Consider the following 15,688-nt stretch of genomic DNA (forward strand, 5'->3'; position numbering starts at 1 on the left):
AGGGCGTCTGAGAACAACTAGGCGTGCGACTGTCTGGATTTTTGCTTGAGCGATCTCAAGAAGGATGGTTTTATGAGGTGTATTCTACTGGCCGGTATTTTATTATTTTCATTGATTTTTGGTGGAAATGCGGGCGCGAAAGATCGTGGGTCAGGTGATTTGGTCGGCAATGTTTCGTTGCTGGCGGACCAGTGTGGATATGTCATCAATAAGCCTATTTTAAATAAAATTTCGAGATTGGCTTTAAAGATAAATGATCGAATAACATCATTTGATTTTTATGTTTTGCTGAGGTCTGTAAATGGGCCAATTGATGGAAAACTTTCGTTCGGATGCGTTACGGCTAGATCTGGTGCGCCGAAACCAGATTTGGCGAAAAGACAAACTTCAGCCGATGAAATTGCCCAGGCTGATTCAGGTGGACGGTACACGCGCGGAATTATTTGGCAGAGAAAGTATGAAGGGGACGGTTGGACTGGAACTATCGAATACGTAAACTCAGTTTTCGGTGATCAGGAAAGGTTGAATGCTCCAGATTATTTTTTGATATGCCCGGATAGAGGGAGGTTGGCATGTTTTTCGTTTGAAATTCAGAATGGGAAGCTTGAAAATCAAGAGAGCGATCGAATTCCAGAGTTGCTGCGTGGAGTTACGATTGTTGGTCATTTTAATGCATTTAAAAATTCTTCGAATAAGCAATGACAAAATCCCCCATCCGCAAAGGCGACGAACTAGAACACGGTGGCGAAGTTACCGGCGGTTCGGAATGGACCAACTTCATGGGCAGGCCGCTTGCCCGCAAGGGTGACGATGCGAATTGTGCCTTGCACGGACCGACCACGATTGACGAGGGTTACGACAGATTCCCCGATCGCGACGGCAAGCCCGTCGCCATGCATCACTACCGCTGCGCCTGCGGGTGCCGGCTGATCTCGTCACTGCAGAACGTCAACATCGAATAATGCCGGTCGATCTTTCTCCCGCCGGGCGCCCGAGCCCATATCCAGCACCGATGCGCTTCTGGCCATGGGCGTTTACCTGGTTCGTCTTTAATGTGCTCGGACCGGTAATCGTATTGCTCGCGTGGCAGAAGGGCGAGCCTGCAAGCGGCCTCAAGTTCTGGATCTGCATGGTGGGTGTGCCGAACGGGCTGTTCCTGGTCCTGCTTGGCTTTGCTCGTGCCGTCTACGAGGTGTTGTGGTATTGCGCGCACTGGCTCAACCATCATCGTGACCGTTGGCTCGCGCAGAGGATCCGGTTCGCGCAGCGACCGCTGCATGTACTCGACGCAGGCTACTGCCTGCCGCTGGCGGGCCAATCCTTGGCCGACGTTCTTGCCCGGAAAAAATCGATCCTGAAGGCGCAGGCACCGCGGCACGGCTCGGGCAAGGTTCTGTGCAACCGCTTTGGTGACCACGACCCGTTACTCATTGGCCCGAGCATGACGGGTGAAGGCGAAGTAGAGGGCAGCGACGCAGGCGCGCTGATGAATGCCGATTCCGCTGTCCAGATGATCCGTGTTGCGCTTGAGCCGTTGGTCGGAAGCATCCAGGCGCTGACCCGATACGAAAAAGCATACTGGCCACAAGTGCGCGTACTGGTCGAGCAGGAAATTGCGGGCCTGCGTTTGGCTCAGGTCCGCGATGCGTTGCGGCTGGCGGCGCTGCCGCCACTTGAGGTTCAAGCCGTCCCGGCAACTGACGGGTTGCTGGTGGCCGATGCGTGGCTCGATGCACGCGAACGACGTCCGCTTCTCGCTGTCGCGGCAGCATGGTACGACGACAAGATCGATGAAGGTCGCGCCGAAGGGTGTGCTGCCGTGCTTTTCGATGCCGGCTATTTCAGGCTTCCGCCAGATGTCAGCCCGAAAGCGGTGCTGCACAGACCTGTCGAAAGTATGAACGGCGAAGCCGAGGATGGCTTCGTAAATGCCGCTATTTGGGGCGGGGTCGATGCCGCCACTGTGACGCGCGCATGGATCACCCGCCCGGTTGAGCACTGCGACTTGGCGCTCGATGCCGCTGGTTTTCGGGCTGCGGCCAAAGATGCCGGGCAGTTCCGGCTGGATCGTATTGTCGGCGACGCATGCGCCGGCAACGGCCTGCTGGAGATCGGCGCTGCAATCGAAGCTGCTGCTACGGACGGCCCGCAACTGATTGTCGATGGGCTGCAGTCGGCCATCCTTCATGTCATATCCGCAGATCAAAAAGACACTTCTACGCATGACGACGCCCAAAAATAACTTGCAGATCCTGGCGCCCCAAGCCGTGGCCGGCAATGCGGCCACGGGCCTTATCGCAATCTGGGGCTTGCCTCTTGCCGCCCTCGTCGTTGCCATCGCCGCTCTCCTGTTGGTGTGGTTTCAAGGCGATCGTCTTGGCATTCCGAATGGTGTTCCTCGCACGCTGACAGTCGTGACAATTCCGCCGTTACTTGTCGTCGTCGTGGCCGCCCACTTGTTCTCCGTATCGACTGGCGCATATGCTGCGGCAGCCAGACTTTTTCGTTTCAAAACCGGCGACCAGACGAAGGTAGCCAAATCCCTGAAACGCGACGCACGTCTGCAACGCATGGTCGAGGAGTTGCGCGTCGCGCACGGCTGGTTCTGGCAGCGCCGTCTGCGCTGGCTGCTGGTGAACGGCACGGACGAGCGCGTCGAACAGGTCGCGCCTGGGCTCAAGCAGGCAGGCATCCTGCACGTGGACGAAACCATTCTTGTCCATGCCGCGCCGGATGGCATCGAGGCGGCGAAGTGGCTCGGCCAGATCCGCCGGCTACGCCACGGCCGGCCAGTCGATGGCGTGGTGCATGTCGCGTGTGCGGAGGATCGGGATACCGAACTGCCACGCACGCTCTCGGGCATCGCCACGGCACTCGGCTGGGCCGCGCCCGTTACGTTCCTGCATCCAGTGGAGGCGCAGGGTAGCCCGTCCGAACGCTTCGACGCGATCGGCGCCTTCCTGCCGAACGATTCGCGCAGGCAGGCGCAGGGAGCGGCCGCCGCATTGCCAGAGCTTCTGAACGAAGTCGAGCAGACGACCGCGGGCGCAGGCGTGGAATTGTGTACCCGGAATAGCCTTCGGGTGACCTGGATGATGGAAGTCTCGAAGTATGCCGGCGACCATGCCGGACGCATCGCGGCGAGCGTGGCCGCGCTTGCCGCGTCGAACTGGCTGCGCTCGCCACTTGCCGGTGTCCTGTTCGCGCCGGTCTTCCCTGGCACCTCTGCTGTGCCGGTGCCGGTTGCCAACGGGGGCGAAGGGAGTGTCGATGGAGGCGCTTCGTCTGGCGAGGCGGCCGAAGCGCCGCCGATGGTAACCGTCATTCGCGAGCAACCCGCCGCCCTGCTGCCGGTCTGGCGCGAGATCGCCGCAGGCTCGCCAAACTACCGTGGCCGCCGCACGAAGCTGTACTGGCCGCACGCGCTCGCGTGGTGCACGATGGCCGGGGCCATTGTGTGGATCGTGCTGCTGATGATCTCGGGCATCGGCAACCGCTCACTTGTCAAGGATGACGAAGCAATTGCTGACGCAGCGCTTGCTGCCACACCCGGCACGCCGCCCGCGCTACGCGCGCAGCTGGCTTTGCAGCAGGAGATCGAGACGCTCGAATACCGCCGCGAGCACGGCGCTCCGTGGTACCTGTGCGCGGGCCTTTCGCGCAACGATGACCTGCTCGCCGCGCTGTGGCAGCCCTACAGCATCGTGGCCGCGCGCAACCTGCGGCAGCCAATAGTGCAGGCGATTGAAGGTCAACTCGGCGCATTCTCGCAGGTCCGTGCCGACGAACAGCAGAGTCACGACACGCAGCAACAGGCGTACAACCGCCTGAAGGCATATCTCATGCTGGCCACTCCGGCGCGCACCGATGCACCGTTCGTGAAGGCGCAATTGCTGGCGGCGTGGCCCGCGCCGGTCGACATGCGCGCGGGCGAATGGCTCGACATCTCGCAGCGGCTCGCGGGCTTCTGGGCCGACCATCTGAAGGCCCATCCCGAGTGGCGCATCAGCACATCGATGCCGCTTGTCACGCAGATGCGCTCGACGCTCGTGAACCAGATCGGCCTGGCGGCAAGTGACGACGTGCTCTATCAGCGCGTGCTCGATGAGGCGCGCGGTAAATATGCAGACATTTCGCTCGCTACGCTGCTCGCCGGCGCGGACGCACACGGCATGTTCACAACCACGCAGACGGTGCCGGGCATCTTCACGCGCGCCGCGTGGGAGGGCGTCATCGAAAAGTCCATCGACACGGCTGCAAAGGCGCCGCATGTCGAGGGCGACTGGGTACTGACCGGCGGCCAGCCGACGGCCCAGATCAGCGCCACCGCCGTGGAAGGCGCGGTCGACTCCGCGCGTACCGCGCTCGACGCGAAGCGCGACGCCGACGATCTTCGCGAACGGCTGCGCACGCGCTACTTCACCGACTACGCCGCTGCGTGGGCAACCCTGCTCAACAGTTTCCGGTGGCTCCCGGCCACGAGCTTCTCCGGTGTGATCGACCAGCTTACGCGGCTGACCGATGCACAGACCTCGCCGCTGCTGGCGGTCATGAAGTCGGTGCAGTACCAGGGCGAAGCGGGGCGTCCCTCGCAGGCGCTAACCGACGCGCTCGTGCGCAAGGCACAGGGGCTGCTGGGCGGGAGCGGCAGTGACACAATGCAGGCGCCCGTGGTTAATCCGCTAGACCGCTCGTTCGGCCCGTTGCTGGCGTTGATGGGCGACGCGAACCTGGCTCCGGACCGCAGCAAAGCAGCCAACGGCAACGCCCCGAATGCCGCCGCGTTCAACGGCGTGAGCCTCTCGCGCGTGCTGACCGCCGATACGACCGTGCGCCTGAAGTTGCAGCAGATCCAGTCGAGCCCGGATGCTCAGTCGATGGCGCGGGCGCTCGCGCAGGCGGTGTTCCAGGGCAAGCTCTCCGATCTGACTCAGGCGCGCGACGACGCGGCGTTGACCGCTGCGAGCCTGGGCGCGCAGTGGGCGGGCTTCGGCCAGGCGATGTTCGTACAGCCACTCGACGCGGCCTGGCAGGCCGTCCTGCAACCGGCTGCTGCCAGCCTGAACGATGCGTGGCGCTCGGGCGTGGCCGCACCGTTCCAGTCGTCGTTCGCTTCGCGCTATCCGTTCTCGCCAACGACTGCTGATGCGTCTTTCGCCGAGTTTGGTCGCTACGTGCGGCCCGACACGGGCCTGATCAGCCGCTTCATCGCGGGCGAACTCTCTGGCGTGCTCAAGCGTCAGGGCGACCAGTGGGTGCCGAACGAACTCGCGCCGCAGTCGCTGCAGTTCGACCCGAAGTTTCTCGCCATGCTGCGGCTCATCGGGCCGATGGGGGCTCGCCTCTATGCCCGGGGCGAGGCGGGTTACCACTTCGAGATCATGCCGCAGCCGACACCGGAAGTGACGCGCACGGAACTGACCGTGGATGGCAGTCAGGTCATCTACTTCAACCAGCGCGAAACCTGGACACCGCTTGCGTGGCCGGGTAACGGCCTGAACGGCCATGCGTCGCTGAACTGGCAGTCGCTGAACGGAGGGCTGCGTCTCGCTTTCGATGCCACGGGAGACTGGGCCTTCCTGCGGATGCTGGAGAAGGCCCGCGTGAAGGCGCTCGACGATACGCGCTACGAACTGGTTTGGACTGGGGGCGGGACCAGCGACGAAGCGAAGGCCGCGTCCGCTACGGGCGGAGCGACAGGCGCCACAAACGGCGATGCGGCAGCACCACTGCGCTACATCATGCGCGTGCAGGCGGGGGCGGGGCCGCTGGACTTGTTGAAGTTGCGCGGCTTCAAGATGCCGGAGCGCGTCTTCGTGACGGGCCGCGCTGGCGTAATCACCGGATTGCCGTCCCTGCCACCCTTGCCCGCGGATTTACAGCCATGACGGTACCCTGGAAACCGTGACAGGAAGTGAGGCGCCAGATGACACATTGACTCTGGCGGACTATCGAACCGCTCGATCAGCATGAGCTTTTAAGGAGCAGATATGAATACATTTCCTGTCGACGATAGAGCCAACATTCTTCGCTACTTGGATCTGTACTCCGGAGAAGATACGTTTGATCCGCTGTTTTATATCCACGGGCTGGGATGCGCATCGAGCAGCGATTATCCACCAGTAGTCATCTCCGATTCATACTCGAAATGCAGATCGTTTCTGGTCGATCTCATGGGATCGGGCTTTAGCGACAAGCCGCAGGACGGGGAATACATCTCCGATGCGCAGGCAACCGTCTTGTCGAACTTCGTGGTGAGCCAGGGCTTCTCGAGCGTGAACCTGTTCGGCCATAGCGCAGGCGCATTCATTGCGCTGAAACTGGCGCGGCAACTACCGATTCAGGTCGGCATGCTTGTCCTGTGCCAGCCAGGACTGACCAATTACGGTGTCGCCATGTTGTCCGAGATGACCTCGCAGACCGAAGCACAATTCGTCAACGGAGGCTTTGCGCAATTGCTGGCGCAATTGAAAGCCCAAGGCGGCAATGATGCCTGGCTGGGGCCATTCTCCGTGGCTTCTCCTTATGCCATTTACCAATGGGCCAGATCGGCCATCGACGATAATTCGAGCAATTGGCTCAATGATCTGGCTAATCTGAACGCCATAAAAGGGGTAATTCTCTCGGATACGGCAACGAGCGACGAAATTGCAAAGTTCGAGCAGGCCGGCTGTACCGTGGAACTCGTTGCCAACGCCGAACATATGGTTGCGTACGATAACCCCGATGGTCTGGCGTCGGCCATTTCGAATATTCTCAACCCGAGCCAATAGAACGCATTCTCTCAGGCTACGCGCTTCGCAACACCGGCATCCCCGCCGCAAGCGCGCGAGCATCCTCATCGAACGCGGCCAGCGTGACGGCTTCTCCAATCGCATCGCCCACGAGAATGATGGCCGGGCTGCCGAACCCGGCTTGCGTCGCCATGGCGGCGAGGGTGCCGAGCGTGCCCGTCACGCGGCGCTCGTTCGCACTCCCGGCCCATTGCACCACGGCGGCCGGCGTCTCATTCGTAAGCGCTTGCGCGAGCGTCGCGCACAGCCCCTCGATGCGGCTCATCCCCATATAGATGGCGAGCGTCATGCGCGTGGCCGCGAGCGCCTGCCAGTCCGGCTCGCTATGGTCGCGCAGATGCGCCGTCACGAAGATCACGCCCTGGCAATGGTCGCGATGCGTGAGCGAGACCCCCAGGCCTGCTGCCGCCGCGAACGCCGACGACACGCCGTTGATGATCTCCACCGGAATTTGCGCGCGCCGCAGCGCCGCGAGTTCTTCGCCCGCGCGGCCGAAGAGCAGGGCGTCGCCGCCTTTCACGCGCACCACATCGAGGCCCTTGCGCGCATAGCGCTGCATGAGCCGCTCGATGAACGCCTGCGGCGTGGAGCGGCAGCCGCCGCGCTTGCCCACCTTGATCACGCGCGCCTGCGGGGCGAGCGAGGCGATCTCGGGATTCACGAGGTCGTCGAGCAGCACGACGTCGGCGCGGGCGAGCGCCCTGGCCGCCTTCAGCGTGAGCAGGTCGAGGTCGCCCGGACCCGCGCTCAATAAGGTGACCTTGCCCGTTGCGTTCATGTTTGTCCTTTCGCGTTCATTCGTTTGCTGCGTGGCGCGCGTGTGGCAGTCGCCAGCGCGTTCGCTGCGGCAGCGTTGCCGCTCGTGTCCCGTTATGCAAGTTCCAGACCAGCGCGTAATACGTCGATTAAAAGTCGCTCGATGCACCACCTTCGCCGGTTCCGGCGGGGCGAGTGCATCGCCATGGGGCATCGAAAGCGCACAGCGAGCGTGCTGCGGGGCACCAAACTTGTGCCGGGCTACATCGCGACGCACCGATGCATCGCGCTAGCCCGGTTGCCGGGAAATTCGTGCAGGCCCCCGCTGCGCAGGGCTCTCAGCGATTTCTCGCGAATTGGCACGGTGCTTGCGTAACCCTTAGCGAACAGGATCAACGGCGATCCGGCGGCCGGCGATCCGGCTGCGATGTTGCAGTGTGGCAGTGCAAATCGATGAATCTCAGGACAACGGCGTCCCACGAGTCTGGCTCCTCGCGAGCTGGATCCGCGGGACGCCTTTTTTATTTAGCAGGGTGTACAGGCATGACGCAATCAACGCTCGCAGTGGACGGTCTGGACGTCGTCGTCATTGGTCACGGCATGGTGGGCCACAAATTTCTGGAGTGCGTGCTCGCGGACGCCGCGCAAAGCGCGCTCAATGTGCGCGTAACGGTGCTCTGCGAAGAGCCGCGTCCCGCTTACGACCGCGTGCATCTCTCCGAATTCTTCGCCGGCAAGTCCGCCGAGGATCTCTCGCTCGTGAGCGAGGGCTTCTTCGAGCGCGACGACGTTCGCCAGCGCGTGCGCCTCGTGCTCGACGCGAAGGCCGTCTCGATCGACCGCGCCGCGCGTACCGTGAGCGTGTCCAATGGCGAGACGCTTTCGTACGACAAGCTCGTGATCGCCACCGGGTCGTCGCCGTTCGTGCCGCCCATCGCGGGCAACGATCGTGCGGACTGCTTCGTTTATCGCACCATCGAAGATCTCGAAGCGATGCAGGCACGCGGTGCCAGCGCGAAGTCGGGCGTGGTGGTGGGCGGCGGCCTGCTCGGCCTCGAATGCGCGAAGGCCCTGCGCGATCTGGGGCTCGACACGCACGTGGTCGAATTCGCGCCGCGCCTGATGACCGTGCAGGTCGACGAAGACGGCGGCCGCATGCTGCGCGGCAAGATCGAAGCGCTGGGCGTGAGCGTGCATACGCACAAGAACACCACGTCGATCGTGGATGGCGAAAGCGCGGCGAACCGCATGGTGTTCGCCGATGGCACGCATCTCGAAGCCGACATGATCGTGTTCTCCGCCGGCATTCGCCCGCGTGACGAAATCGCGCGCGCCTGCGGCCTCGAAGTGGGCGCACGCGGCGGCATCGTCATCGACGACGCCTGCCGCACCAGCGACCCCGACATCTACGCGATTGGCGAATGTGCGCTGTGGCAAGGCCAGATTTTCGGGCTCGTGGCGCCGGGCTACGACATGGCGCGCCTCGTCGCGAAGACGCTCGTTGGCGCCGCGAACGAAGCGGCACGCTTCGAGGGCGCGGACATGAGCACGAAGCTCAAGCTGATGGGCGTGGACGTGGCGAGCATCGGCGACGCGCACGGCAAGACGCCGGGCAGCCGCTCGTATCGCTTCGCCGACGAACGCCGCGAGGTCTACAAGAAGATCGTGGTGTCCGAATGCGGCAAGCAATTGCTCGGCGCGGTGATGGTGGGCGACGCGGGCGAATACGGCACGCTGCTGCAGATGATGCTCAACGGCATCGAGTTGCCGGAATCGCCCGAATTCCTGATCCTTCCACAAGCCGATGGCAAGGCGAAGCCCGCGCTTGGCGTGGAGGCGCTGCCCGAGGGCGCGCAGATCTGTTCGTGCAACAACGTCTCGAAGGCGCAGATCTGCTCGGCGGTGCGCGAAGGCGCCACGAGCATCGGCGCGATGAAGGCCGCCACCTGTGCGGGTGCGTCGTGCGGCGGTTGCGTGCCGCTCGTCACGCAGATCATGAAGTCGGAGATGCAGCGCCAGGGCGTGGCCGTCAACAATCACCTCTGCGAGCATTTCCCGTATTCGCGCCAGGAGCTTTATCACCTCGTGCGCGTGGAAAACATCAAGACCTTCGGCGATCTGCTCGCGAAGCACGGTCGCGGGCTCGGCTGCGATATCTGCAAGCCTGCGGTGGGCGGCATTCTGGCTTCGTGCTGGAACGAGTTCGTGCTCAAGAAGGAGCACGCGAGCCTGCAGGATTCGAACGACTACTACCTCGCCAACATCCAGCGCGACGGCACCTATTCGGTCGTGCCGCGCATGCCGGGCGGCGAGGTCACGCCCGAAGGTCTCATCGCCGTGGGCATGGTGGCGAAGAAGTATGGCCTCTATACGAAGATCACGGGCGGCCAGCGGGTGGATCTGTTCGGTGCGCGCGTCGAGCAGTTGCCGTTCATCTGGGAAGCGCTGATCGATGCGGGCTTCGAGTCGGGGCACGCGTATGGCAAGGCCGTGCGTACCGTGAAGTCGTGCGTGGGCTCGACGTGGTGCCGTTACGGCGTGGGCGATTCGGTCGGGCTCGCGATCGAAGTGGAGAACCGCTACAAGGGTCTGCGCGCGCCGCACAAGATCAAGTTCGGCGTCTCGGGCTGCACGCGCGAATGTGCGGAGGCGCAGGGCAAGGACATCGGCATCATCGCCACGGAGCGGGGCTGGAATCTCTACGTGTGCGGCAATGGCGGCATGAAGCCGCGTCACGCCGAACTGCTCGCGTCCGATCTCGACCGCGCCACGCTGATCCGCTACATCGACCGCTTCCTGATGCTCTACGTGCGCACGGCGGATCGCCTGCAGCGCACGAGCGTGTGGCGCGACAACCTCGAAGGCGGTCTCGACTATCTGATCGACGTGGTCGTGCACGACAAGCTGGGTCTCGCCGCCGAGCTCGAAGCGGAGATGCAGCTCGTGGTGGACACCTACGAGTGCGAGTGGAAGAAGGCCGTAACCGATCCGCTGACGCGCCGGCGTTTCCGCCACTTCGTCAACAGCGATGCGGGCGACCAGCACGTGACGTTCGTCGAGGAGCGCGGCCAGATTCGTCCGGCCACGCCCGAGGAACGCGAGCAGATTCCGGTGCGCGCGCAGCACGAGGCGCTTGCTGAAATTCCAGTCGTCGTCGAAGCCGTTTGAATCTTCTTGAATCCGTTCACATACCAGGAGTACGAAATGAGCCACGTCGCTAGCAATGCCATCGCGCAAGACACTTGGGTGCCTGTGTGCAAGCTCGATGAGATCGTGCCCAATACGGGCGTGTGCGCGCTCGTGAAAGGCGAGCAGATCGCGGTGTTCCATATCGACGACGGCGACGCGCGCGTGTTCGCCATCGGCAACTACGACCCGAACTCGCAGGCGGCCGTGCTCTCGCGCGGGCTCGTGGGCAGTCTCGGCGAGCGCATCGTCGTGGCGTCGCCGATCTACAAGCATCACTTCGATCTTTCGACCGGCGAGTGCCTCGAAGATCCCGTGCGCTCGGTGAATGCGTTCTCCGCGCGTGTGGAGGATGGGCACGTCTGGGTTTCGGCCTGATTTTTCCGGTGTTTTCTCTGGCTACGAGTTCGAATCGCGCATGATCGAAAAGAGCGTCAAGACCGTTTGTCCGTACTGCGGCGTGGGCTGTGGAATGGTGCTGCACGTCCAGGACGGCGAGGTCACGAAGATCTCGGGCGACACCGAGCACCCGAGCAACTTCGGGCGCTTGTGCACCAAGGGCTCTTCGGCGCACGTGGCGCTGCGCAAGTCCGGGCGGCTCGAACGCGCATTCGTGCGCCACGCACGCGACGAAGATCCCGTGCCGCTGCCGCTCGCGCAGGCGATCGCCGACACGGCGCGGCGCCTGCGCGAGACGCTCGACGCGCACGGCCCGGATGCGCTCTCGTTCTATGTGTCGGGCCAGATGTCGATCGAGGCGCAGTACCTCGTGAACAAGCTCGCGAAGGGCTTTGTCGGCACCAACAACATCGAATCGAATTCGCGGTTGTGCATGGCGAGCGCGGGCAGTGGCTACAAGCTTTCGCTGGGTGCGGACGGGCCACCCGGCTCGTATCAGGATTTCGACAAGGCCAACCTGTTCTTCGTGATCGGCTCGAACATGGCGGACTGCCATCCGATCCTGTTCCTGCGCATGATGGACCGCGTGAAGGCCGGCGCGAAACTGATCGTGGTGGACCCGCGCCGTAGCGCGACGGCCGAAAAGGCTTCGCTGTTTTTGCAGATCAAGGCGGGCACGGATCTCGCCCTGCTCAATGGCCTGCTGTACCTGCTGCACGAGAACGGCCACACCGACGCGGCCTTCATCGCGCAGCACACCCACGGTTGGGACGCGATGCCGGGCTTTCTTGGCGACTACACGCCGGAAAAAGTCGCGGCCATCACGGGGCTCGCAGAGGCCGATATCCGCCGCGCGGCGCAGATGATTGGCGAAGCGCCCGAGTGGATGAGCTGCTGGACCATGGGCCTGAACCAGAGCACGCACGGCACGTGGAACACGAATGCCATCTGCAATCTGCATCTGGCGACGGGCAAGATCTGCCGCCCCGGCAGCGGACCGTTCTCGCTCACGGGCCAACCCAATGCGATGGGCGGGCGCGAAATGGGCTATATGGGGCCCGGCTTGCCGGGCCAGCGCTCGGTGCTCTCCGAAGAAGACCGCGCCTTTGTGGAAGATCTCTGGCGCGTGCCGCCGGGCACGCTCACGACTCGGCTCGGCGGCGGCACGATCGACATGTTCTCGCGCATGGCGGCGGGGGAGATCAAGGCATGCTGGATCATCTGCACGAATCCGGTGGCCTCGGTCGCGAACCGGCAGACCGTGATGGCGGGCTTGCGCGCGGCCGAGCTTGTGATCGCGCAGGACGCTTTTCTGGACACCGAAACGAATTCGTTCGCCGATGTCCTGCTGCCGGGCGCGCTCTGGGCCGAGGCCGAGGGCGTGATGATCAATTCCGAGCGCAACATGACGCTCATGCAGCAGGCGGTCGAGCCGCCCGGCGAGGCTTTGCCTGACTGGCAGATCATCGCGCGCGTGGCCCGTGCGATGGGCTTTGAGGCGGCGTTTGATTATGCGAGCGCGGCGGAAGTGTTCGAGGAGATCGTGGCGTTCTCGAACCCGAAGACGGGCTACGATCTGCGCGGCGCGAATCACGCGAAGCTGCGCGAGACGCCGCTGCAATGGCCCTGTCCGCCGGAGCCACGCGACGCGCAGGGTGACCGCAATCCCATTCGCTATCTGAACGATGGCGTGAGCCAGATTCTGCGCGAAGACGAGGACGGCAGCCGCCCCCGTATCGCTTTTCCCACGGCGCATGGCAAGGGCGTGTTCTTCGCGCGGCCGCACGTGGCGCCCGCCGAATTGCCCGATGGCACGTTCCCCATCGTCTTCAATACGGGGCGCGTGCAGCATCAATGGCACACCATGACGAAGACCGGCAAGGTGGCCATGCTCAACAAGCTCAATCCGGCACCGTTCATCGAGATCCATCCCGAGGATGCGAGCGCGCTCGGTGTCGCGGCGAAGGACCGTGTGGAGGTGCGTTCGCGGCGCGGGCGCGTGGTGCTGCCCGCCGTGGTGACCGATCGCGTGCAACCCGGCAACTGCTTCGCGCCGATGCACTGGAACGACGTATTCGGCGACGACCTGTGCGTGAACGCGGTCACGAGCGATGCGATCGACGAATTTTCTCAGCAACCCGAACTGAAATTCTGTGCCGTTGCGCTTGCGCGCGTGGCGCCTGAGCCAGACCTTCTCCTGTCCGACGCGCCTGACGCGCGCGACCAGCGCGAGGTCGGCGTGGCTCATCCGTCCCTGGAACTCGACATGTCCCGAATCGATGCGTTTGCGAATCTACTCGACCTCGGCGAGGTGGCCGCGCCGGAACTCAACGACACGGAGCGGCTTTACCTCGCGGGCTTCGTCGGCGGGCTGCGTTCGTCGAAGGGCGAGGCGCGGGGCAGCGCCGTTGCGGTGCCCATGCTCCCCGCGCACGCACCGTTTCCCGCGAGCACGCGCGCCTGGCTCGACGGGCTGCTGGCCGGGCTGTTCAGCCGTGGCGAGGCACACATGGCGCCTGCGCTCGAAGCGGGGCATCTTCAGAACGATAAGCAGGACGAAAAGCAGGACGAAAAGCCAGGCATCGTGCGCATCGCCCATACGCGTCCGAAGGTGGTTCTGCTGTGGGCGTCGCAGACGGGCAACGCGGAGTCGCTCGTCGAACGCTACGCCATGCAACTGATGGAGTCGGGCTTCGAGATCCGCACCGCGTGCATGGCCGACTACGCGCTTACGAATCTCGAGAAGGCGCAATACGTGCTGCTCATGACGAGCACCTTCGGCGACGGCGATGCGCCCGACAACGGCGAGCCGTTCTGGACCGCGCTCAAGGCGGAGCATGCGCCGCGCCTGCCCGGGCTGCGCTATGCCGTGCTCGCGCTCGGCGACCGCAACTACGACCAGTTCTGCGGCCACGGCCGCAATCTCGACGCGCGGCTCGAAGCGCTCGGTGCGCAACGGCTGATGGCACGCGTGGAGTGCGACACGGACTACCAGAACGATGCCGACGCCTGGCTCGACCGCGTGGTCGTGCGCATCAAGGAAGAAGACGCCGCGCTGCACGCCGTGCCAGCCGGCGGCTCGATTCCCGAAGTGCTGCCGGGCTGCGCGGCGACCAAAGCGCGCCCGGCGGCATCGCGCCTCATTCACAACGTGCGCCTGAACATGACGGGCGCAGTGAAGGACACGCGCTACTTCTCGCTCGCGACGGGCGACGGCGGCGGCGATGGCATGGGGCTCGAATACGAGGTAGGGGACGCGCTCGGCGTATGGCCGACGAATTGCCCCGCGCTCGTGGACGAATTGCTCGCGCTGACGCGTCTGTCCGCCGATGCGGCCGTCGAAGTGCCGGGCGTGGGCGATATGCGTCTGGCGGATGCGCTCGGCAAGCACTACGAGATCGCGCGGCCCGGCCCCGACGCGCTCGCCTTCATTGCTTCGCGCTCACGCGGGCAGGGCTTGAGCGAACTGCTGCGCGAGGACCGCAAGGGCGATCTCAAGAACTGGTTGTGGGGGCAACAACTTGCCGACGTGCTGCACGAATTCCCCATCGAGCTTTCGTCACACGAATTGACGGGCATGCTCAAGCGCCTGCAACCACGGCTCTATTCGATCTCGTCGAGCCCGAAGGCGCACGCGGGAGAAGTGCATCTGACCGTCTCGGCGGTGCGCTACAACAATGGCCGGCGCGAGCGCAAGGGCGTGGCCTCCACGTTCCTCGCCGACCGCGCGGCGGCCGGCAGCGTGCCCGTATTCGTGCAGAAGAGCAGCCATTTCCGGCCGCCGCGCCACGGCGACACGCCCATGATCATGGTGGGCCCAGGCACGGGCGTCGCGCCGTTCCGCGCCTTTCTGCACGAGCGGCGCGCGCACGGCGACGCGGGCCGCAACTGGCTCTTCTTCGGCGAGCAGCACGCGGCCACCGACTTCTACTATCGCGAGGAACTCGAGCACATGCAGAAGGACGGCTTGCTCAGCCGGCTCGATCTCGCGTTCTCGCGCGACCAGAAGGAGAAGGTCTACGTGCAGGACCGCATGCGCGAGCAGGGCGCGCAGCTATGGGCATGGCTGGAGGAGGGGGCGCACTTCTACGTGTGCGGCGATGCAAGCCGCATGGCCAAGGATGTGGATGCCGCCTTGAGAACGGTCGTCGCACACCATGGCGGGTTGAGCGACGAAGCGGCCGGAGAGTACGTCGGCCAGATGGCGCGCGAGCGGCGTTATGTACGAGACGTGTATTGACCTGCGCGCCGTACACGGCGTGGGTGCCGCGCACGGGCGACCCGCTGGGGCATGGGCGTGGCGCCCAGTCCGGCGAACATCCCGCCTTCGACGCTCTTCTTGACGAATGCATCGGGCATCAGAATCGCGCAGAGAAACGTCAGGCTGGCGCCTGCCGTGACGGCAACGACGGACATCGCGCAGGCCTCGAACATCGTGTCCTCCAACGGTAGAATGATGGCGCGCCGGCCCGCGGTGTTGCCATGCCGGTATTCGCGCAACTTTGACACGATTCCATTCTGCGCATCGCGCGCGTGCGAGTCCAAGACGATAT

The 15,688-nt window shown here is 63.9% G+C and carries 10 protein-coding genes; 8 read left to right on the forward strand and 2 right to left on the reverse strand.

The window, feature by feature from the left end; genetic code table 11:
• Window positions 1-45: 45 nt before the first annotated feature.
• The 5 genes from L5014_RS00790 to L5014_RS00810 all read left to right on the forward strand — a co-directional run bounded on the left by L5014_RS00790 (window position 46) and on the right by L5014_RS00810 (window position 6,773).
• Entirely contained in the window at window positions 46-702 is a 657-nt protein-coding gene (locus L5014_RS00790; protein ID WP_238461683.1) for a hypothetical protein, read from the forward strand.
• The gene (locus tag L5014_RS00795; RefSeq protein ID WP_238461684.1) at window positions 699-962 is read left to right on the forward strand and encodes a PAAR domain-containing protein; all 264 of its coding nucleotides are present in this window, start codon (window positions 699-701) and stop codon (window positions 960-962) included. The genes L5014_RS00790 and L5014_RS00795 overlap by 4 nt, the downstream gene beginning before the upstream one ends.
• Before the next feature lie 50 nt (window positions 963-1,012).
• Window positions 1,013-2,242 (forward strand): hypothetical protein, encoded by a 1,230-nt coding sequence (locus L5014_RS00800; protein WP_238461685.1) that lies wholly within the window; start codon window positions 1,013-1,015, stop codon window positions 2,240-2,242.
• Window positions 2,223-5,888, forward strand: a complete 3,666-nt coding sequence (locus tag L5014_RS00805) for an ImcF-related family protein (RefSeq protein ID WP_238461686.1) — start codon at window positions 2,223-2,225, stop codon at window positions 5,886-5,888. The genes L5014_RS00800 and L5014_RS00805 overlap by 20 nt, the downstream gene beginning before the upstream one ends.
• A 102-nt stretch (window positions 5,889-5,990) precedes the next feature.
• Entirely contained in the window at window positions 5,991-6,773 is a 783-nt protein-coding gene (locus L5014_RS00810; protein WP_238461687.1) for an alpha/beta fold hydrolase, read from the forward strand.
• Between the two features lie 16 nt (window positions 6,774-6,789).
• Here L5014_RS00810 and cobA read toward each other — a convergent pair whose 3' ends face one another.
• Window positions 6,790-7,572, reverse strand: a complete 783-nt coding sequence (cobA, locus tag L5014_RS00815; RefSeq protein ID WP_238461688.1) for a uroporphyrinogen-III C-methyltransferase — start codon at window positions 7,570-7,572, stop codon at window positions 6,790-6,792.
• Window positions 7,573-8,123: 551 nt separating this feature from the next.
• Between cobA and nirB the strand changes: the two genes are divergently transcribed.
• The 3 genes from nirB to L5014_RS00830 are packed head-to-tail and all read left to right on the forward strand — an operon-like array spanning window position 8,124 to window position 15,375.
• A complete protein-coding gene (gene nirB, locus L5014_RS00820; RefSeq protein WP_238462110.1) occupies window positions 8,124-10,718 on the forward strand; it encodes a nitrite reductase large subunit NirB in 2,595 nt (864 codons plus the stop codon).
• 36 nt (window positions 10,719-10,754) lie between these two features.
• Window positions 10,755-11,114 carry a nitrite reductase small subunit NirD gene (gene nirD / locus L5014_RS00825; RefSeq protein WP_238461689.1) on the forward strand — a complete coding sequence of 120 codons (360 nt, stop codon included), beginning with the start codon at window positions 10,755-10,757 and terminating at the stop codon, window positions 11,112-11,114.
• Window positions 11,115-11,154: 40 nt separating this feature from the next.
• Entirely contained in the window at window positions 11,155-15,375 is a 4,221-nt protein-coding gene (locus L5014_RS00830) for a bifunctional nitrate reductase/sulfite reductase flavoprotein subunit alpha (protein WP_238461690.1), read from the forward strand.
• Here L5014_RS00830 and L5014_RS00835 read toward each other — a convergent pair.
• Window positions 15,354-15,680 carry a hypothetical protein gene (locus L5014_RS00835; RefSeq protein ID WP_238461691.1) on the reverse strand — a complete coding sequence of 109 codons (327 nt, stop codon included), beginning with the start codon at window positions 15,678-15,680 and terminating at the stop codon, window positions 15,354-15,356. The genes L5014_RS00830 and L5014_RS00835 overlap by 22 nt on opposite strands.
• Window positions 15,681-15,688 lie beyond the last annotated feature (8 nt).

The organism is Paraburkholderia tagetis, from assembly GCF_022213065.1.
Taxonomy (GTDB): Bacteria; Pseudomonadota; Gammaproteobacteria; order Burkholderiales; family Burkholderiaceae; genus Paraburkholderia; species Paraburkholderia tagetis.

Bases quoted from the DNA above. Each gene is read 5' to 3' on its own strand.
- L5014_RS00810 (WP_238461687.1), top strand. From the start codon at position 5,991: ATGAATACATTTCCTGTCGACGATAGAGCCAACATTCTTCGCTACTTG.
- L5014_RS00830 (WP_238461690.1), top strand. From the start codon at position 11,155: ATGATCGAAAAGAGCGTCAAGACCGTTTGTCCGTACTGCGGCGTGGGC.
- nirD (WP_238461689.1), top strand. From the start codon at position 10,755: ATGAGCCACGTCGCTAGCAATGCCATCGCGCAAGACACTTGGGTGCCT.
- L5014_RS00795 (WP_238461684.1), top strand. From the start codon at position 699: ATGACAAAATCCCCCATCCGCAAAGGCGACGAACTAGAACACGGTGGC.
- L5014_RS00800 (WP_238461685.1), top strand. From the start codon at position 1,013: ATGCGCTTCTGGCCATGGGCGTTTACCTGGTTCGTCTTTAATGTGCTC.
- cobA (WP_238461688.1), bottom strand. From the start codon at position 7,572: ATGAACGCAACGGGCAAGGTCACCTTATTGAGCGCGGGTCCGGGCGAC.
- L5014_RS00805 (WP_238461686.1), top strand. From the start codon at position 2,223: ATGACGACGCCCAAAAATAACTTGCAGATCCTGGCGCCCCAAGCCGTG.